This is a genomic window from Shewanella putrefaciens, assembly GCF_016406305.1.
GTDB lineage: Bacteria > Pseudomonadota > Gammaproteobacteria > Enterobacterales > Shewanellaceae > Shewanella > Shewanella putrefaciens_C.
In genome coordinates this window covers 2,592,462-2,611,594 of sequence record NZ_CP066369.1, presented here as the reverse complement: position 1 = coordinate 2,611,594, position 19,133 = coordinate 2,592,462, and the positions used below count along the sequence as shown (strand labels likewise).

Genomic DNA, 19,133 nt, shown 5'->3' with positions numbered 1-19,133 from the left:
CGGTATGTACCAGCATATTGTGGTGTTAACTGGCGCAGGGATCTCCGCCGAGTCGGGATTACGTACCTTTCGCGATCAAGATGGCCTGTGGGAAGAACATCATATTGAAGATGTCGCCACACCTGAAGGTTATGAGCGGGATGTAGACTTAGTTGAGCGGTTTTATAATAGCCGGTGGGAGCAATTGCATTGCGGTAGTGTGATGCCTAATGCCGCCCATTTGGCGTTAGCTAGGCTGGAAGCCGAGTTTCCTGGACAACTATTGATCGTCACTCAAAATATTGACAATTTGCACGAGCGGGCGGGATCTCGGCGGCTATTGCATATGCATGGGGAGTTATCTAAGGGGCGCTGCCCCCGTTCCCGTCAAACGTTTATCCTGCGTGAGCCTTTTGGTCCTGAGAACTGCTGCACTTGCTGTATTCCTGCCCAAAGGTTACGCCCCCATGTTGTGTGGTTCGGCGAAATGCCCCTAGGTATGGATAGAATTCACGAGGCGCTTGATAACTGTGATTTATTTATCGCTATTGGCACTTCTGGCACTGTTTATCCCGCGGCGGGCTTTGTCGATTCGGCTAATCACCACGGTGCACAAACGGTCGAAGTGAACTTACTCGTGCCCGATAGGCACAGCCAATTCCAATATCATTTAACGGGGAGGGCGGGAGAGTTAGTGCCTAAATTGGTCGATATCATCTTAGCCGGGCATGTTATTGGCAGTGATTTGGCGGCGTTATGAGCCAAAGACTCGCCATTATCATGCGGGGATTACCTGGCAGTGGAAAATCCCATTGGGTGGAAGAGTATATTGCAGCCTTGCCTGTGGATGTGGGGTTTCGTCTACGCAGGCAGGGGATTTTTTCCACGGATCATTTCTTTTACCAAGGCGATGAATATCGATTCGATGCGAAAAAACTGTCCGAATATCATCAACGAAACCTGACCGCATTTATCCAAGCGTTGGCCTTAGAAGAACCCATAGTGATTTGCGATAATACTAACCTCTGCCATTGGGAGTATATGGCCTATGAGGCGGCGGCCAAAGCGCTTGGTTATCCAGTGCGTATTGTGTTGGTGGGCGATCCATTAAACCTAAATCATCAAAAACTGTGTGCGGAGCGCAATCGGCATCAAGTACCTTTGAGTCAAATACAACGCATGGCAAGGCTGTTTGAGGCTTTTTAGTTTTCCTTTGTTTGTCATCTTGTGGCGTTATCTTCTGTTTTTAAAGATCAGGTTCTAAGTCAAATGCGCTAAGTTTAAGTCAAATGCGTTAAGCATAAGTCTAAGGCAAATGCGTTAAGCAAGAGTTGCATAAGCTTGATCTTAATGACAGTTTCCCATTGAATTGTCGATTATAATACGGCGAGTCGGTTCCTCTGGAGTGTATCTTGTTAACGAAACTGCTGCTCACGCTCGCCGTGATCATTATGGTGATTTTGCTGCTCGCTAAGCGTAAACCAAGCGCGGTTCGAGTGTCATTGCCAAATACATTTGTGTCACCGGGTCTATGGCGCCGCTATGGCATGAGTGGGGCATTTTTGCTGCTGGGGCTTTGTCTTTTAAGCTACAGTGTGTGGTACTGGCGCGACCAGCATAAAGTGGTGACAGTGACGATAGTGTCGCCATCCGGCGGGAATTTTGGCGTTTATCATGCCCGTAAAGGCGATATCTCAGAAACTAAGATGGTCACGGTTGAAGGAGTGCATATTCGCTTTTCCAATGCGGAGCGGCTGGAGATCCTCGAAGACTAAGGCAGATTTATTTTATGAATTTATCTCTCCTGCCTTTTCATTACCAACTTATGCGGTAAACTAGCGACAATTTTTTAGCCTGCACTTAAGTGGACTTTTTGCTTAAGTTTTTTTCAGGAGGACAAATGATTACTGCTTATGTCTACGAAAACCGTCGCCTCACTGTGACCGAAATCAACATTCAAGACAGTATTCCGACGTCGACCATTTGGTTAGATCTTTATAAACCTGATGATGCAGAGCGAGAATGGTTAAGTCACTTTTCCGTTGAAGAAGTCCCAGACGAAGAAGATATCAACGAGATTGAGGCCTCGGCGCGTTTCTATCAAAACAGCGACGGCCTGCATATCAATTCCTTATTCCCCCAGCGCGTCGGTCAAGATGTGCGTGGCGTTAACGTCTCCTTTAACCTGCGGGCTAATTTTTTACTGACCATACGTGAAGAAGATGTCGGGCTTATCCGTCTGCTGCGTAACTATTTGCGCTTAGGTCGACTCGAAGTGTCGACACCGCAGGAATTGTTTCTCGAACTGTTTAACCTGAAAGTGGATTATCTATCTGACTTAATTGAAGATGTTTATACAGTGCTCGAAAATGTGGGCGAGCAAGTCTTCGATAATGATGAATTAGATGATGTGTTTAAGCTCATTACGCTGCAGGAAGACTCTAACGGTAAAATTCGTTTGAGTTTGCTCGATACCCAACGTTCACTGCGTTATATGCAGCGTTATTATCGCGGACAGCTTTCCGATGAGCACCTTAAGGATCTGCGGGAAATGTTGTCGGATATCGAATCCTTAATGCCCCACAGCCAGTTTATTTTCGATAAGTTGAACTTCCTACTCGATGCGGCTATGGGTTTTAGCGGTCTGCAACAGAATAAAATCATTAAAATTTTCTCGGTCGCGGCCGTGGTGTTTCTGCCGCCAACGCTTATCGCCAGCAGTTACGGCATGAACTTTGGCAGTATGCCTGAGCTTGAGTGGCAATACGGTTATCCAATGGCGATCTTGATGATGTTAGCCAGTGCGGCGGGGACTTACTTTTTCTTTAAGCGTAAGCATTGGCTCTAATCGACTATTTGATTTAATCGCAAAGCATTAGCAAAAAGCCGGAGTCTCTCCGGCTTTTTCATTGGCTTCATTGGCGATTTATTTGCGACTATCTCCGCCAAAATAATAGCTGACACGCTCTCGGGGATTGAGGTATTCGTGTACTTTCTCCGGGAGGGCCGCCGGCGGAAGACAGCGCACAATACTGATGCCTTCGATTTCAAGATCGACAATCGGGGCCTGATCCTTAGGCACCAGCGCATCATATACGAGGATTTTAGGACTGAGTAATTTCTGTAAGTTAACCGACATCACCATGGCATATTGTCCGCTCGACAGTTCTACCACACTGCCGGGGGGATAGATGCCGAGCATCTTGATCATCTTACCTATATATTCCTGATTCAACTTGGTTTTGTACTGTTTGTACAAATATCCTAAGGCAGTATAAGGCATACGAGCCTTGCCCTGCTGGCTGGGATAACAGAGGGAGTCGTATTCGTTTACAACGGCCAAAAGCTGCGACAATTTATCCAGCGCATCTTCCTTTAATCCCTTAGGATAACCACTGCCATCGAGGAACTCATGGTGGTTGGCGATTGCGGGTAAGGCCGCTTGGGGGAAGTTATCCGCCAGTTTGAGTAGCTCAATGCCGAGCAGTGGATGTTGCTTGATAAAATTCAGCTCTGGCGCCGACCAAGGAGTAGATTTTTTCAGGATTTGTGGGGGAACTTTTAACTTACCCACATCATGGAATAAGGCGCTTAAGCCTATCGCTTCAATCTCACTGCGTTCCCATTCCATTTCCTTGGCAATGAGCATGGAAAGAATGGCGACGTTTAACGAGTGGTAATAAATGCTTTCATCCTGCTTGGCATCACTCATTAAGTGCAGCACTAGGTTATCTGAGGTCAAAAGCTGCTCAACCATGCTGTGGACTAAGACCTTAGCATCGTCCACCGCATTCAAGGGACGATTGCGCAGCTTTGAGATAAGGCTGCGCATCATAGCCACAGAGCGGGTAAAGTTCTGCTCGGTTTTGTGGATATCGCGGCGCAACTTTTTTTGCACTTCAATCTGCTCGGCCTTGTATAGATCCATGTCGTTTTTAAGCACATTGATTTCAGAGCTTGGCGGCTGTGTGATGGGATTAATGGCATCGGCATTCAGCGGGGCCGCTTCACTGCGCTCAAGATCGACAATCACATGCTCGATACCTAAGCTTTTGATTAACTCGATTTGTGCAGCTTGTTTTATATGAAAACTACTGAATAAAAAGGGATGATCCTTCCAAGCCACGGGCAAACGTACAAAGTTGCCGACCTGCAATTGGTGAACTGAAACTTTACAGCTTTTTTTCATATTTTTGTTATCGTGGAGGCAATCGCGTTATTTTATATCAATGCCGCAGCTTTACAATTACTTAACTAACATGTCAGCATAGTAAGAGTAGCAATAGCCACACCATTGAGGATGTATGGACTTTATTGAAGTATACCCTAATGCGTTGCCAGATGACCTGTGTAACCGTCTCATTTTAGCATTTGATCAACATGCCGGTGTTGTCGATGGACAAACGGGAAATGGTGTCGATCCTGAAAAAAAAGTCAGCCGAGATTTAACCTTAGATAACTTTGCCGATCTACAGCCCCTAAAGAATGAGCTGTTAGGCTATACCCTAAAAGGGACGGTAGATTATTTTACTAAATATGCGATGGCGTTAATGGGCGCGGTATCTGTCTCTGTCAGTGATGAACAAGGGCAAGCCGTCACGTTAACACCCAGTAATTTTGAACGTCTTGGTCAGCCCAGAGCCGAAGCCTTAGTAAAGTATTTATACCGCAGCGGTAGTATCAATATTCAAAAATATCAACGTAATAAAGGCGGTTATCCCCATTGGCATTCGGAGCAATTTCCGCAGAACGGCCATAATGAAGCGCTGCACCGTGTGGTGCTATATATGTTTTATTTGAACGATGTGGAAGAGGGCGGCGAAACTGAGTTTTATTATCAGCAGCGTAAAATCTCACCGAAGAAAGGCACTATGGTGATTGCACCGGCCGGTTTTACCCATTCCCACCGTGGCAATATGCCAAAAAGCAATGATAAATATATAGCGACTTCTTGGGTGATGTTTAACCGCGCAGAGCAGTTATACGCGGTATATGGCTAATTGAGTGACGCTGCTTAGACGGGGATTTTTATTCTAAAACGCGCCCCTTCTAAGTGGCTTTCTTCAATACTTAGACTGCCACCGTAGCTGTTGACGATTTCATCACATACCGCTAAACCAATGCCTTGGCCAGGGGATTGAGTGTCGGCGCGAACCCCTCGCTGAATGATTTTTTGTCGTAGGCTCTCTTCAACACCGGGTCCATCATCTTCAACGATTAATTCAAATTCCCCCTGCTCATTAAATTGGGCACTCACTTGTACTTGGCTGATGCAGAGGCGAAAGGCATTTTCCATTAAGTTGCCGCACAGTTCCATCAAATCGCCTTTATTACCTGGAAACAACAAGCTAGCGGGTATTTTGGCGCTAAATTGCACTTTTTTGTCGCGGTAAATTTTAAATAACATTTGAGCTAATTGATCCACTAGGGGCGCAATAGCGGTATGTTCCTGCTTTAACCCTTGGCGACCTAACATAGCGCGTTTGAGTTGATATTTAACTAATTGATCCATTTGGCTTATCTGCTCCATAATTTTCTCATTGGCAGATTGCTTATTTAAACTGGTATCGTCGGTGATCGCATGGACTGCCGCAAGGCGTGTCTTAAGGCTATGGGCAAGGTCATTCATGGCATTTTGATAGCGTTGCTGCTGGGCACTCGATTGTTGCAACATTTGGTTGAGTGCCTGTGTTACGCCTTCGAGTTCCACGGGATAACCGTCAGAGAGTGACTTACTCTTGCCTTGGTTAATCGATTGCAGCTCATTTTGCATCCGAACCAGTGGGCGCATTCCCCAATAAGCCGCACTGACCAGCAGGATCAACGCCAGCGCCAGCACCATGGCTAAGCGAATATAGGTGCGCTTACTGAATTTACTGTATTCCTGTTCGAGTTTGGCGGCATCTTTCATCACTAGCAGGTTGTAATGTACTCCCGCGATTTCTACCGCGAGTAAGTAGACAAAGTAGCCCCTGTCATCGGCCAAGGTTAAGTAATAGGGGGGCGAATCGTTGCGTATTTCATTAAATCGCTCGCAGGTATCAAATAAGCCGCGATCAACGGCGAGGGAGGATGTCCATACCTGTTTGAATTTTTCATCGCAGCTGGCAATCACATAACGTTCTTGTTTGTTATTCTCCTCAAGCCATGCGCTAGTATCGGGGATCAGATCGTGTTCCCGTAATTCCGCGGCGACTTGGGGGATTTCTGCGATCAGCTGGGCAGTTTCTTCATTGTAACTATTTTGCGCATGCAGAATGTTGACCATCCATGCGAGACCGAAACCCACTAAGGTGATAATCGATAGTGAGGTGAGAAACATCCGCGTGAGCAGGCGTTTCTTAAATTTTAATTTTAGTTGCATGGCAGATTGAACTTGTATCCTTGGCCACGAATGGTGACTATGGGGGTATCTATCCCATCACGGGTGAGTTTTTTGCGAAGACGACTGACCATGACTTCGATGGTATTAGGGTCGCCTTCTTTATCACCATAGATCACATCGAGCAGTCGTTGTTTGGCGACAACTTCGTGGCAATGGCGCATTAAGTACTCGAGAATTAGGTACTCGAAGGCGGTGACTTCCATTATTTCTTCACCCAGAGTCACTTGTTTGGCGGCGAGATCGAGCTTGAGTTCACCGCTGGTAATCACAGGTTTAACAAAGCCTGCACTACGTCTGACCAAGGCATCGAGTCTTGCGACAAGTTCTTCTTTTTGAAAAGGTTTTACTAAGTAGTCGTCGGCGCCTGCATTTAGGCCTTCTACTTTATCTTGCCAATTGACACGGGCAGTTAAGATGAGGATCGGCGCTTTAAGTCCCTCGTCACGCAGCTGCTGGATAAGACTAATACCGTCTTGATCTGGCAGACCTAGATCCACAATGGCAACATCGATAGGATAATTTGTCGCTTGGTAAAATCCTTCTTTGGCCGTAAGGGCGACTTGTACTTGATTGCCTAAATCGCTTAATTGTACTTTCAGATGGTGGGATAAAATAAGATCATCTTCAACTACCAAAATTCTCATAGTGCTCATGCCTCTAAGTCGATTAGGTCCAGTTTACGCAAATTATCCGAGAGGACCAAATATTGTCTTATCATATTCTAGATGAACTTAACCTTTGCTGACCAAGTTTATCCCGTGATTAAAATAAAAACTAATTTCTTGTCTTAAAAGGCATTTAACATCTTAGCGAATAGGCGATGTACGCCAACGGGCGTTTTGTATTCTTAAGCGTAATATCCCATTTCCACACAATATGGAGCCTAAAGTAAAGAGCATCACGCCCCCCATAATGGCTGCCAATCTTATCCAAGGTACTTCTTGGGCAATACGCATTTGAATGGTTTCTATGGTGGTTACGCCCCAAACGGCGAATATACAGGTAAATAGCACAACTTGAAGTAACCGCATAACGAGGCTGTGTTTGAGCAAGATACCAAGGGGCGCTAATGCGAATATGCCGGTCAAATACACTTGGTCATAACGTAAAAAGTGGGCGCTTAATAGCCAATACGCTACGATTACCCATATTGTTCTCCACCACATAGTCTCTCCTCATCTTTGGATCAGTATCTAGTGTGCTAATGTAGCGAAAAATAAAGTTACATTCTAATGGCATGTTCACAGATTTAAACATCACCCATAAAAAACGCCCAGCAAAGGCTGGGCGTTTAGAGGCTTAACTCATTGTATTAGGCTTTATTATCCATTTGATGTACTTGCTCATCAAAGCTTCTGGCTACTTTTCCAGCCTGGGTATTGTTGAATACGGCTTCGTTAAATTCACCTTCGGATTTAGCGATCACAACGGTCGCCACACAATCTCCAGTGACATTGACTGCGGTGCGCACCATATCGAGTAAACGGTCAACACCAATGATTAAGGCAATGCCCTCAACGGGTAAACCCACTTGATTTAGAACCATAGCAAGCATAATCAAACCAACACCAGGGACGCCAGCGGTGCCAATTGAGGCCAGTGTTGCGGTAACCACTACGGCGGCATAGTCGGTCATGGTGAGCTCTATGCCAAATACCTGTGCGATAAATACCGTGGCGACCCCTTGCATAATGGCGGTGCCATCCATGTTGATAGTTGCGCCTAAGGGAAGGGTGAAGGAAGCTATTTTATTATCGACCCCCAGTCTATGCTCCGAAGCCTCGATAGTAATGGGCAGAGTGGCATTTGAACTGGCTGTCGAAAAGGCAAATAACTGCACATCACGCATTTTGCGGATAAAAATCAGTGGGTTTAAGCCTGAAAGTAGTTTGAGTAAGGTCGGATAAACAATAAATGCGTGGATCAGCAATACAACCAGCACGACAAAAAAGTATTTCACCACACTGCCGAAGGTTTCTAAGCCTAATGTTAATGCTAATTTTCCCATCAAGGCAAACACACCATAGGGTGCTAGCTGCATGATAAGGGTCACTACGCGCATAATGACTTCATTTAAATCTTCAAACAATACGGCAATACGCTTTCCGCGCTCACCAATATGGGCAATGGCAAAACCAAAAATCACTGCAAAGATAATGATTTGCAACATGTTACCTTCGCTCATGGCCTGCATAGGGTTGGTTGGCACTATGCTAATTAACACATCCGCGAGACCCGGTGCATCCTTAGCCACGTAATGCATTTTTTCTGTGGCCAGAGAGGCATTACCTGGATGCACTATGACTGCGGCAATAATCGCAAGTACTAACGCAATCGCCGTGGTAAATAAATAAAAAGCCAATGTTTTGCCACCTAGGCGGCCTAATTTTGATGGCTCACTGAGGGAGCATGTCCCACATACCAACGAAATAAAGACCAAAGGCACGACTAACATTTTTAAGCTAGATATAAAGATGGTACCAATAACATGTAAAAAGCCATTGGTAATATAGTCTTTAACAAAAGTGCTTTCGGGGAAAAAATTGCGGAGCAAAAGTCCAAATATAATGCCCGCTACCATACCGAGCAGGATTTTACTTGTGAGACCGAGTTTATTATTTAACGAGCTTGCCATGGGGATTCCTGTGTGTTTTTTATACATTCTAATTTTGGCGCCAACAAGCCTAGCAAGAAAATGCGCAAGTTGAAATGAGAACCGATACTAAACTAAGTGGACATTATGCGAAATAAAATAAGAGAGTTATGGAAAAGTTACGTGAAAATTGTGTAATGTTAGCCTATAAGTTATAAGCGTCAATCTTAGTATTATCATCTGAGTAACAGGGAGCCTGACAATGAAGTCAGCGTATAAGGTTTTTCTTGCAGGATTATGTTCACTTTTCTTAGTCGCGTGTGGTGGTGGAGGCAATATCACCGATGATGGCTCAGGAACGACACCCCCACCTAGTGTAGTGACTGTCACTCTTAGTATTTCGAATACGGATATCTCTGCATTAGCGCCTGCAACAGTGTCAGCTAAAGTAGTAGATTCAAAATTGGGTGCTTTAGCGGGTGAGTTAGTTACATTCAGTTTGAGTAACGCGAATATTGGTTCATTTGATCCAAGTGCGGCTACGGCGCTGACAAATAGTGATGGTATTGCAACTATCATTTTGAATACCGCAACCATCGCTGGAGCTGGGACCGTCACTGGTACAGTTGATTCGGGGGAGTCGGGTAAGATTGGTTTTGTTATGAAGGGTGATGGCGGAGAAGCGGGAGGTGGAGCCCAAGTTAATTTAGCATTAACTGATGTAAATGGTGTGCCGATTCAAACCATTACCTCTTTAAATCCAGGAAAATTAACCGCCACAGTTACAGGTATAAATAAACCAACCATAGTGACCTTCGATAATGATATTGGCGATCTTCCTATAAAAACCGCGGTTACTAACAGTCAGGGTAAAGCAAGCGTTGATATCTATGCAGGTAACACTTTAGGTGCAGGTACGATAGTCGCTTCTCTGGCAAGTGGAGAAAAAGGCAGTATTGTCGTTGTTGTTGGTGCAACAAATGTGGTTATGGGGAGTGGCGATCCGTTTGTTGCAGGTAAAGCAAATGTGAGCGTAGACGAGTTAACTGCGGGTGGTACTGCAACAATTTCTGTCATGATCCAAGATGACCAAGGTAAGCCTTTTACCCAGCCTGTCGATGTTAAGTTTTCTTCGGCTTGTTCAACAAAATCATCTCCTGAAGCAGTTATTAGTTCTCCTGTTCCTTCAGTCAATGGGGTAGCAACAACGACTTACCTTGCTAAAGGCTGTGTTGGTGATGACCCTATAAATGTAACGGCTAATGCTGGCGGATTAAATTTATCTGCGACTGGTACTATTAAGGTTCTTCCTGCGAATGTTGGAAGCATAGTATTCCTTTCTGCAACACCTCAAAATATTGCTATTTTAGGCACAGGTGGTGCTGAGTCATCGGAAGTGAAGTTTAAAGTATTAGATACTAATAGTAATCCAGTCAGTAACCAATTAGTCAATTTTAGTCTCAATACCACCACTGGAGGTATTGAATTGGATCCATTAAGTGCTACGACAAATAGCCAAGGCATTGTTCAGACGGTGGTTAAAACGGGTACGGTTGCAACTTCTGTTCGAGTAACAGGTACTATTGCTGGTTCATCACCTGTGATTTCTAGTCAGTCTAGTCAGTTAATTGTGTCAACAGGTATCCCTGACCAAGATAGCTTTTCACTTTCTGCTTCAATACTCAATGCTGAAGGATGGGATGTTGACGGTACAAAAGTTACTGTGACGGCACGTTTGGCTGATGCCTTCAATAACCCCGTACCAGATGGTACAACCGTTTCCTTTACTACAGAAGGGGGGGCTATTGAAGATGCCTGCCAAACAGTTAAAGGTACATGTAGTGTGATTTGGACAAGTCAATTAGCGAGGCCAGAGGGAGAGTTACTTATTGATGAGACAGGTGCATTAATTCGAAATCCTATTGCAGCACTTGCACCCAATTTGGGTAACTTTTATGGACAAAAATACGGTGGCCGAGCAACCATTACGGCAACAGCGATTGGTGAGGAATCATTTCCAGACCTAAATGGTAATGGACGCTTCGATTCTACAGAGGTGACGGCATTTTTAAATCAGAAAGACGTGAGCGGTAGACCATTTGATTTAAACGATGCCTTTAACGATTACAACGAGGATGGTGTTTTCAATCCACAGCAATCAGGCGGACAAACTGGTGGTGAATTAGAAGAACTTATTGATTTTAATTCTAATGGTATTTTTGATGTAAAAGATAATAAGTACAACGGGGTGCTTTGTGCGGAGCCTGCACATTCAGCCTGTGCTGATGGTACCGCTAACTCTAAGTCTCTATATGTTCGGGGCAGTTTGGTGATAGTGATGTCGGGCAGTACTGCTTATGCAACACCTATTGGCGATGTGCTGATTGATGACAGTTATAGTATTAATAAAGACCAAAGTATTGATATTATAGGGAAAGGTGCTGCTACTGTATATTTCACTATTTCTGATCTACATAACCAACAAATGCCTGCTGGCAGCGTTGTTCGTTTTACAGCGAGTGCGGGATCGGTTGCTAGTGGGACTCAGTATACTTGGCCTAGTAGCAATTATAATGCTGGACGTGAATTTAGCGTTACCTTAAAAGGCGAAGAGCAGCCAAATACTGGTACTTTTATTGTTGAGGTTGAGACACCTGGTGGATTAGTGACTCAAGTTCTTTCGATTCCAATTATCATTAATTAGTTGATCAAGTTTGTTGATGAAAAAAAGAGCACAACAATGTGCTCTTTTTATTTTTAATTCAAAAATGAAATAAAGCTTGATAACAGGCTGTAGTCTAACGTTGGAACTGATAAACACTGCCTAATTTCATGATTTGCGTTAGCTCATCTAAGGCGGTGCGAGATTCTATCATTAACTGCGGATCTGCGAGGTCCTGAGTTGATAATCTGTCGCGGTAGTGTTTGTCTACCCAAGTATTTAGGCGGCTAAATAAGGCATCATCCAATAAGGTGTGTTGATTCACTGCCGCGACTTCTCGTTCATTCATGGCGACCCGTAAACGCAAGCAGGCTGGGCCGCCACCGTTTTGCATACTTTGTTTTACATCGAAATAGCGCACTTGCTTAATGGGCGTGTTTAGCGTCAGTAATTCGTTTAAATAGGCAAATACCGCTGGGTTTTCTTGACAATCTGTGGGGGCAATAATCGCCATTTCCCCTGAGGGTAGGGTGATAATTTGAGTATTAAATAAATAGCTTTTGACGGCGTCATTAATGGCTACTTTTGCCGTTGGGACCTCGATAAAATACAGTTCTGTATTGAGCTTACGTTTAATTTCATCGATTTTTTGCTGAGTATTTAAGAATGCTTGCTCATGGTAGAACAGGACATTTTGGTTACCTACGGCGATAACGTCATTGTGAAATACGCCTTGGTCAATCACATCGGGATTTTGTTGGATAAAAACACAATTATCCTCTTCAAGTTGATGTAAACGTGCTACCGCCATGGACGCTTCTAGGGTTTGTCTTGCGGGGTATTTTTGCGGTTTAGGCGCATTGGGATTGGTCGCTTCCTGTCCATAAACGAACAGTTCTACTCCGGCATGTCCGTATTCGTTGCATAGCCTTGTGTGGTTTGCCGCACCTTCATCACCGAAGCTATTATGTTCAGGTAAATGATTATGGTGATGAAAATAGTGGGGATCGTTGAAAGTTGCTGTTAAGATGCGCCCCGTTGTGATGGGCTCGAGACTGCGGTGCAATTTATCGACGAGATTGGCTGGGGTAAAATGCAGTTTACCGTCACGGGTATCCGCACTTGGCGATACGGTCGCAGCATTGGCTGTCCACATACTGGATGCACTGCAACAGGCATTAAGCAGCGCTGGAGCCTCTCTCGCGGCTTGTTGTAACACTTGAGCATCGTTGCCTGAAAAACCAATTCGGCGCAGTGTATAGATGTCTGGGCGTTCTTGAGGCGCTAACATGCCTTGAACTATCCCTAAATCGGCCAGAGCTTTAGCTTTTTGTAGACCTTGTTTTGCAGCAGCCTTAGGGTTAGATACCAGTGCGGCGTTGCTGAGTGAGGCCACATTGCCAAAAGACAATCCCGCATAATTGTGGGTTGGGCCAACGAGTCCGTCAAAATTCGCTTCAAAGTGCTTCATTGCTTATCCTTGTGATAGGGAAGGTTATTATTTGTTCATATGCTCCCTGAGGGGACCCAGTATACTGAAGCTATTCGTGTGCACAAGCGGACGGTTTTGTGCTCAAAGCGACTTTTTCGCAATAAATGCATAACTATTTCTTGCTTGCTGGCAAATAATGAAATATTAGTTTTTAATTACGCAATATTATTTTTTTACATTTTTTCAACTTTGGTTAAAAAGTGACTCGCTGGTACATATAAAAGAGGGATTAGCTTGAAAGAATCAGTGCAACCCTCTATATATGGAGCCAATTTCCACCTTCTTGAGATTTTTTGGCGCAAATCAAACTATGGGTAAATCGCTAGTTATTGTCGAATCGCCGGCCAAAGCTAAGACTATTAATAAATATCTTGGCAAAGAGTTCATCGTTAAATCGAGCGTGGGTCATATCCGTGATCTACCTACATCCTCCACCTCCGAAGGCAATGAAAAGGTTAAATCCGCTGCCGAAGTGAAGAAGATGACGCCTGAAGAAAAGGCGCGATATAAAAAGGTGAAAGATCAGCAGGCGCTGGTGTCTCGCATGGGCGTTAACCCTGAAAAGGGCTGGGCGGCTAAATATCAAATCCTGCCGGGTAAAGAAAAGGTCGTAAAGGAGCTTCAGGCATTAGCCGATTCCGCTGACCAAATTTATCTCGCAACCGACTTAGACCGTGAGGGAGAAGCCATCGCCTGGCATTTGCAGGAGGTGATTGGTGGTGATCCTTCACGGTATCAACGTGTGGTGTTCAACGAGATCACTAAGTCAGCGATTCAGGATGCCTTTAGCAAGCCGTCGACGCTCGACACTAACATGGTCAATGCTCAGCAGGCGCGGCGTTTCTTAGACCGAGTGGTGGGGTTTATGGTGTCGCCACTGCTGTGGAAAAAAGTGGCCCGTGGTTTATCCGCAGGACGAGTGCAATCGGTTGCCGTGCGTTTAGTGGTTGAACGTGAAAGTGAAATCAAAGCCTTTGTGCCAGAAGAGTTTTGGGATGTGCACGCCTTACTGAATACTCCTTCGAGCGATGCGCTGCGGATGGAAGTGGTTAAATACCTCGATTCTGCTTTTGAACCGACGAACGAACAGCAAGCCTTAGCGGCTGTGCAGGCCCTATCTTCCGCGAGTTTTAAAGTGATTGCCCGCGAAGATAAAGCCACCCAAAGTAAACCTTCTGCCCCCTTTATCACCTCGACGTTGCAGCAGGCTGCAAGTACACGTTTAGGTTTTGGGGTGAAGAAAACCATGATGATGGCGCAGCGTTTATATGAAGCGGGTCATATCACTTATATGCGTACTGACTCGACGAACTTAAGCCAAGAAGCGTTAGACAGTGTGCGTGAGATGATCGGCAAGGAATTCGGTGCTAAGTATTTGCCTTCTGAGCCTATCCGTTACGGATCTAAAGAAGGTGCACAGGAAGCGCACGAAGCGATTAGACCCTCTAACGTAAAAGTCGAAGCCGCAGCATTAACCGATATGGAACGTGACGCTCAGCGGCTCTACGAGCTGATTTGGCGTCAGTTTGTCTCTTGTCAGATGACACCTGCCCAATATGATGCCACTCGATTAACCGTTAAAGCGGGTGACTATGAGTTAAAAGCCTCGGGCCGAACCCTGCGCTTTGACGGTTGGACACGGGTGCAAACCGCGCTTAAGAAGAAAAATGAAGAGGACAATACTCTGCCGTTTGTAAACGAAGGAGATGTGCTTTCATTAACTGAATTACAACCTAAACAACACTTTACAAAACCGCCAGCGCGTTACAGTGAAGCGTCATTGGTCAAAGAATTAGAAAAGCGTGGCATTGGTCGTCCGTCTACCTACGCGACGATTATTTCGACGATTCAGGACCGTGGCTATGTCAAAGTGGAAAACCGTCGCTTCTACGCTGAGAAAATGGGCGAAATCGTTAGTGAACGTTTAGTCAGTAGCTTTGCCGATTTAATGAATTATGATTTTACCGCCAGCATGGAACAAACTTTAGATGATGTTGCCCGTGGCGAGTTAGATTGGAAAAAAGTGCTCGATGGTTTCTATGCTGACTTTACTAAGCAATTAGAAAAAGCGGAGCTTGATCCCGAAGAAGGCGGAATGCGTCTAAACCAAATGGTGATGACCAATATCAAATGCCCAACCTGTGGCCGGCCCATGGGGATCCGCACCGGAACGACAGGCGTGTTCCTCGGCTGCTCTGGCTATGAGTTACCGCCAAAAGAGCGCTGTAAAACCACCATGAACTTAACGCCTGGCGTTGAGGCCATCAGTGAAAACAGTGAAGATGCAGAAACCGATGCACTGCGAGCAAAACATCGCTGCGGTATTTGTGGCACCGCCATGGATAGCTATCTGATAGATGAAAAACGTAAGTTGCATGTCTGCGGTAATAACCCCCAGTGTGAAGGTCACGAAGTCGAAGAGGGCCAATTTAAGATCAAAGGTTATGAAGGTCCATTGATTGAGTGTGACCGTTGTGGTCACGATATGGAGCTGAAAAACGGCCGTTTCGGTAAGTACTTTGGTTGTACTAACGAAGAATGTAAAAACACGCGTAAGTTGCTGAAAAATGGTGAGGCAGCGCCGCCAAAAGAAGATCCAATCTATTTGCCTGAGCTTAAATGCAGTAAGTCAGATGCGCATTTTGTGCTGCGTGATGGTGCTGCGGGTATTTTCCTCGCGGCGAGTACTTTCCCTAAATCACGGGAAACTAGAGCGCCTTTAGTAGAAGAATTAGTCAAGTACCGTGACTTACTCTGGCCTAAGTATCAATACTTAGCCGATGCACCAGTGACAGACGATGAAGGCAATAAGGCCGCGGTTAAGTTTAGCCGTAAGACCAAAGAGCAATACGTCGCCACTGAGGTTGATGGTAAAGCCACTGGTTGGTCTGCGCATTATATCAATGGTAAGTGGGTCTCTGAGTCGACCACTAAAAAAGCGAAGAAAGCCTAGTATAGAATGTGTGATTGACATGCACTAACAAAAAAGCCAAGTCAATTAATGACTTGGCTTTTTTGTTATCTAACTTTTTATGAGTATCCAATCCGATTTTGCTTAACGAATATCGAGAGCCATCACCATTTCTTTTTAGGCTGGAACAACATATCGATATCATCTTCCTCATTTTTAGATCTAGGTGCACTTGGTTCAGACAGTTTTTGAGCGCCCATAATTTCATCGAGTAGCATTTTAGCTTCATCAACCTTACGACCAATAAAGGGGTCGTTGGGTGTCTGCGCTTTAATTGCATGTAATGTGGCCAAAGCTTTAGTCACCATTTGCTTGGAAGAACCATACTGTTTCATAAAACTCGCCGCACGGGCGCGGGAAAGCATAGAATCAACATTAATCCTGAGCTGCAAGTTATCGATACGGGTTTCTTCCTGCGCAAACACATTCGGGTCAACACGGCCTTTATTGTGTTCTGCCCGTAATATTGCCTTGAGTTTTTTGAGGGTTTGCACTAAAGCTAAAATCTGTTTGTCGTTGTCTGGTAGTCTAAAACCCTCAATAGGAGGGGCTTGTGGGGGACTAGATTGTAACGAGTCTATCTGATTTTTAATATCGGCAAGACGACGTTGAAAATCCGCCTTTTGTTGGATGGCGCTTAATGTTGTTGCAATTTCTAACGCATCTTGAACGCGGCGATACAGCACCAACATAATATGGGTACTGCAAGGTATCATGCCGGTATTGGATAATACCGTTTCCGTTTCATCGATGATGGCCCTTTGACGAGCAAACTCGATGCGACGCTCAGCCTCAGCACGTTCTTTTTGTTGTTGTATAACGTTAATTCCGATAACAAGCAGTAAAAGTGCACCGATGAGGATCAGAACCAAGGTGAATGACATAGATGTTCCATTATTTATCCAATTGAGCTAATGCTACAATAAATCAATAAACTAGCATAGTTATCTTAGCCTAGGTTATCATTTCTGTCGTATGAATCTTTAGACTTGTGCTCTATATTCCTATTTGCTTTAATTTTTACGTTATACTATAACGATTGATTATAGATGAGTGTGATGTTACCACTCAATGAACAATACCTTTATGCGTATTTGAGACAAGGATAGAAGATGAAACTGCAACAGCTCAGGTATATTGCCGAGGTGGTAAAACATAACCTCAATGTATCGGCAACCGCTGAAAATTTGTATACCTCTCAACCCGGGATCAGTAAACAAGTTCGCATGTTGGAAGATGAGTTGGGGATCCAAATTTTTGGTCGTAGCGGTAAACATTTAACCCATGTGACGCCTGCGGGGCTGCAGGTCATTAATATTGCCAATGATATTTTAGGTAAAGTTGAAAGCATTAAAAAAGTGTCGGAAGAGTACACTAAGCCGGATCAAGGTGAGTTAAACATTGCCACCACAGATACCCAGGCACGTTATGCTTTGCCGCATATTATTCGCCAGTTTATCGACCGTTATCCTAAAGTTAACTTACATATGCACCAAGGCACTCCTTCACAGATCAGTGAGCAAGCTGCCCGCGGCGATGCGGATTTTGCGATTGCCACCGAAGCCATGCATTTATACTCAGATTTAATCATGTTGCCTTGCTACCACTGGAATCGCTCGGTTGTGGTGCCTAAAGATCATCCTCTTGCCTCACGTAGTCATATCAGCATCGAAGATTTAGCCCGTTTCCCTTTGGTGACCTATGTATTTGGGTTTGACCGTGCCTCTGAAATCGAGAAAGCCTTTAATCGCGCGAACTTAGAGCCTAGGGTGGTATTCAGTGCGACCAGTGCCGATGTATTAAAAACCTATGTTCGTTTAGGTTTAGGCGTAGGGGTGATTGCTTCTATGGCCATTGATCCAAATGTGGATAAAGATTTAGTCGCCATAGATGCAGGGCATTTATTTACCCACAGTACGACGAAAATTGGTTTTAGGAAGGGCAGTTTTTTACGCAGTTATATGTATGATTTTATACAACATTTTGCGCCACATTTGACGCGGGATGTGGTTGAGAAGGCCGTTGCTTTGCGGGATCAACAGTTAATTGATGAGATGTTTGCCGATAAAAACCTCCCTATGCGTTAACTCTGTTAGTCCGATAAAAAATGCCGCGAATATTCGCGGCATTTTTTATGGGGTAATTAAATTTTACTGTTCTGATAGAGGATGGCGTCCTCAGTATTAGGTCTTAAGATAAATCACCCTTATCCATTTCGAGCTGAGCGAGAGCGATAACCGCTTGGGTGCGGTTACGCACACCGAGTTTTCTAAAAATCGCCGTCGCATGGGCTTTGATGGTGGCCTCAGATACGCCAAGATCATAGGCAATTTGCTTATTCAGTAAACCTTCGGCAAACATTTGCAGCACTTTATATTGCTGCGGGGTGAGATCCGACAGCTTACTCGCCATTTTATCGGTATCGTCATCTTCAATTGGGATAATTTCCGCCCCCACAGGTAGCCAAATATCACCAAATAATACTGCACTCAACGCTTCTTTTAGGGTTTCCATCGATGCAGATTTAGGAATAAAGCCACTGCTGCCGTAGTGAATTGCACGGCTTATCGTATTGATATCTTCATGGGCAGAAATCACCACCACGGGAAGATCTGGATAGTGGGCGCGTAAGTGGATCAAGGTGGAATAGCCGTGGGAGCCGGGCATTTGTAAGTCCAGCAGCACTAAATCGTAACTGGAGTTTTGTGCGTCTAAAACCGATTGTAATGCATCGGCACTGTCGGCTTCATACCATTGGGCATGCTCAAAGGCACTGGTGAGTGCCTGACGTAGTGCATTTCTGAACAATGGATGATCGTCTGCGATAATGATATTTAAGTTTTCTAGCTTCATGGCTTTTATGATTATGTTCGTGGCGCGTGAAGATTGAACTCAATGTAACAGAAAAGTAATAGGGGATCCTATTGCTTTATGCAGGAATTTTGACAAAATTTTTATATGTTTCTTGTTGTTATACTTTTGTCTAGTGGTTGTTAGTTATGAATGATGGCGAACATTGCCCCAAAAACAGTTGCATTTAAGGGGCCAAGT

General features: G+C 44.7%; 16 protein-coding genes. 8 read left to right on the top strand and 8 right to left on the bottom strand.

The window, feature by feature from the left end; genetic code table 11:
* Nucleotides 1-4 precede the first annotated feature (4 nt).
* From cobB to corA, 4 genes are all read left to right on the top strand, one after another.
* Nucleotides 5-739, top strand: a complete 735-nt coding sequence (gene cobB / locus JFT56_RS11300) for a Sir2 family NAD+-dependent deacetylase (RefSeq protein WP_198780204.1) — start codon at nucleotides 5-7, stop codon at nucleotides 737-739.
* The gene (locus JFT56_RS11295; protein ID WP_198780203.1) at nucleotides 736-1,185 is read left to right on the top strand and encodes an ATP-binding protein; all 450 of its coding nucleotides are present in this window, start codon (nucleotides 736-738) and stop codon (nucleotides 1,183-1,185) included. The genes cobB and JFT56_RS11295 overlap by 4 nt, the downstream gene beginning before the upstream one ends.
* Before the next feature lie 206 nt (nucleotides 1,186-1,391).
* Nucleotides 1,392-1,754 (top strand): hypothetical protein, encoded by a 363-nt coding sequence (locus tag JFT56_RS11290; protein WP_198780202.1) that lies wholly within the window; start codon nucleotides 1,392-1,394, stop codon nucleotides 1,752-1,754.
* A 125-nt stretch (nucleotides 1,755-1,879) separates the two neighbouring features.
* The gene (gene corA, locus JFT56_RS11285) at nucleotides 1,880-2,827 is read left to right on the top strand and encodes a magnesium/cobalt transporter CorA (protein WP_198780201.1); all 948 of its coding nucleotides are present in this window, start codon (nucleotides 1,880-1,882) and stop codon (nucleotides 2,825-2,827) included.
* Nucleotides 2,828-2,905: 78 nt separating this feature from the next.
* Here the strand turns inward: corA and JFT56_RS11280 are convergent, their stop codons facing one another.
* Nucleotides 2,906-4,168, bottom strand: a complete 1,263-nt coding sequence (locus JFT56_RS11280; RefSeq protein WP_198780200.1) for an HD-GYP domain-containing protein — start codon at nucleotides 4,166-4,168, stop codon at nucleotides 2,906-2,908.
* A 115-nt stretch (nucleotides 4,169-4,283) separates the two neighbouring features.
* On the opposite strand from JFT56_RS11280, the gene JFT56_RS11275 reads away from it, so the two are divergent.
* Nucleotides 4,284-4,979 carry a 2OG-Fe(II) oxygenase gene (locus tag JFT56_RS11275; RefSeq protein WP_198780199.1) on the top strand — a complete coding sequence of 232 codons (696 nt, stop codon included), beginning with the start codon at nucleotides 4,284-4,286 and terminating at the stop codon, nucleotides 4,977-4,979.
* 14 nt (nucleotides 4,980-4,993) lie between these two features.
* Here JFT56_RS11275 and JFT56_RS11270 read toward each other — a convergent pair whose 3' ends face one another.
* From JFT56_RS11270 to JFT56_RS11255, 4 genes are all read right to left on the bottom strand, one after another.
* Nucleotides 4,994-6,343: a sensor histidine kinase gene (locus JFT56_RS11270; protein WP_198780198.1), complete on the bottom strand. Its 1,350-nt coding sequence runs from the start codon at nucleotides 6,341-6,343 to the stop codon at nucleotides 4,994-4,996.
* Nucleotides 6,334-7,008: a response regulator gene (locus JFT56_RS11265; RefSeq protein ID WP_198780197.1), complete on the bottom strand. Its 675-nt coding sequence runs from the start codon at nucleotides 7,006-7,008 to the stop codon at nucleotides 6,334-6,336. Before JFT56_RS11265 ends, JFT56_RS11270 begins: the two co-directional genes overlap by 10 nt.
* 162 nt (nucleotides 7,009-7,170) lie before the next feature.
* Nucleotides 7,171-7,530 carry a hypothetical protein gene (locus JFT56_RS11260; RefSeq protein ID WP_198780196.1) on the bottom strand — a complete coding sequence of 120 codons (360 nt, stop codon included), beginning with the start codon at nucleotides 7,528-7,530 and terminating at the stop codon, nucleotides 7,171-7,173.
* 146 nt (nucleotides 7,531-7,676) lie between these two features.
* Nucleotides 7,677-8,999 carry a dicarboxylate/amino acid:cation symporter gene (locus JFT56_RS11255; RefSeq protein ID WP_198780195.1) on the bottom strand — a complete coding sequence of 441 codons (1,323 nt, stop codon included), beginning with the start codon at nucleotides 8,997-8,999 and terminating at the stop codon, nucleotides 7,677-7,679.
* A gap of 220 nt (nucleotides 9,000-9,219) precedes the next feature.
* Between JFT56_RS11255 and JFT56_RS11250 the strand changes: the two genes are divergently transcribed.
* Nucleotides 9,220-11,661 carry a hypothetical protein gene (locus JFT56_RS11250; RefSeq protein WP_198780194.1) on the top strand — a complete coding sequence of 814 codons (2,442 nt, stop codon included), beginning with the start codon at nucleotides 9,220-9,222 and terminating at the stop codon, nucleotides 11,659-11,661.
* Between the two features lie 94 nt (nucleotides 11,662-11,755).
* Here JFT56_RS11250 and astB read toward each other — a convergent pair whose 3' ends face one another.
* Complete coding sequence (gene astB / locus JFT56_RS11245; protein WP_198780193.1) at nucleotides 11,756-13,090, bottom strand: N-succinylarginine dihydrolase; 1,335 nt, start codon at nucleotides 13,088-13,090, stop codon at nucleotides 11,756-11,758.
* A gap of 331 nt (nucleotides 13,091-13,421) precedes the next feature.
* Between astB and topA the strand changes: the two genes are divergently transcribed.
* On the top strand, nucleotides 13,422-16,064 hold the full coding sequence (gene topA, locus JFT56_RS11240; protein WP_198780192.1) for a type I DNA topoisomerase: 2,643 nt from the start codon (nucleotides 13,422-13,424) through the stop codon (nucleotides 16,062-16,064).
* 122 nt (nucleotides 16,065-16,186) lie between these two features.
* On the opposite strand, the gene zomB is transcribed toward topA, so the two are convergent.
* Nucleotides 16,187-16,966, bottom strand: coding sequence for a flagellar motor control protein ZomB (zomB, locus tag JFT56_RS11235; protein WP_198780191.1), 780 nt, complete (start codon nucleotides 16,964-16,966; stop codon nucleotides 16,187-16,189).
* Between the two features lie 228 nt (nucleotides 16,967-17,194).
* Here zomB and cysB point away from each other — a divergent pair, with 228 nt between their 5' ends.
* Complete coding sequence (gene cysB / locus JFT56_RS11230) at nucleotides 17,195-18,169, top strand: HTH-type transcriptional regulator CysB (protein WP_198780190.1); 975 nt, start codon at nucleotides 17,195-17,197, stop codon at nucleotides 18,167-18,169.
* Between the two features lie 103 nt (nucleotides 18,170-18,272).
* Here the strand turns inward: cysB and JFT56_RS11225 are convergent, their stop codons facing one another.
* On the bottom strand, nucleotides 18,273-18,935 hold the full coding sequence (locus tag JFT56_RS11225) for a response regulator transcription factor (protein ID WP_198780189.1): 663 nt from the start codon (nucleotides 18,933-18,935) through the stop codon (nucleotides 18,273-18,275).
* Nucleotides 18,936-19,133 lie beyond the last annotated feature (198 nt).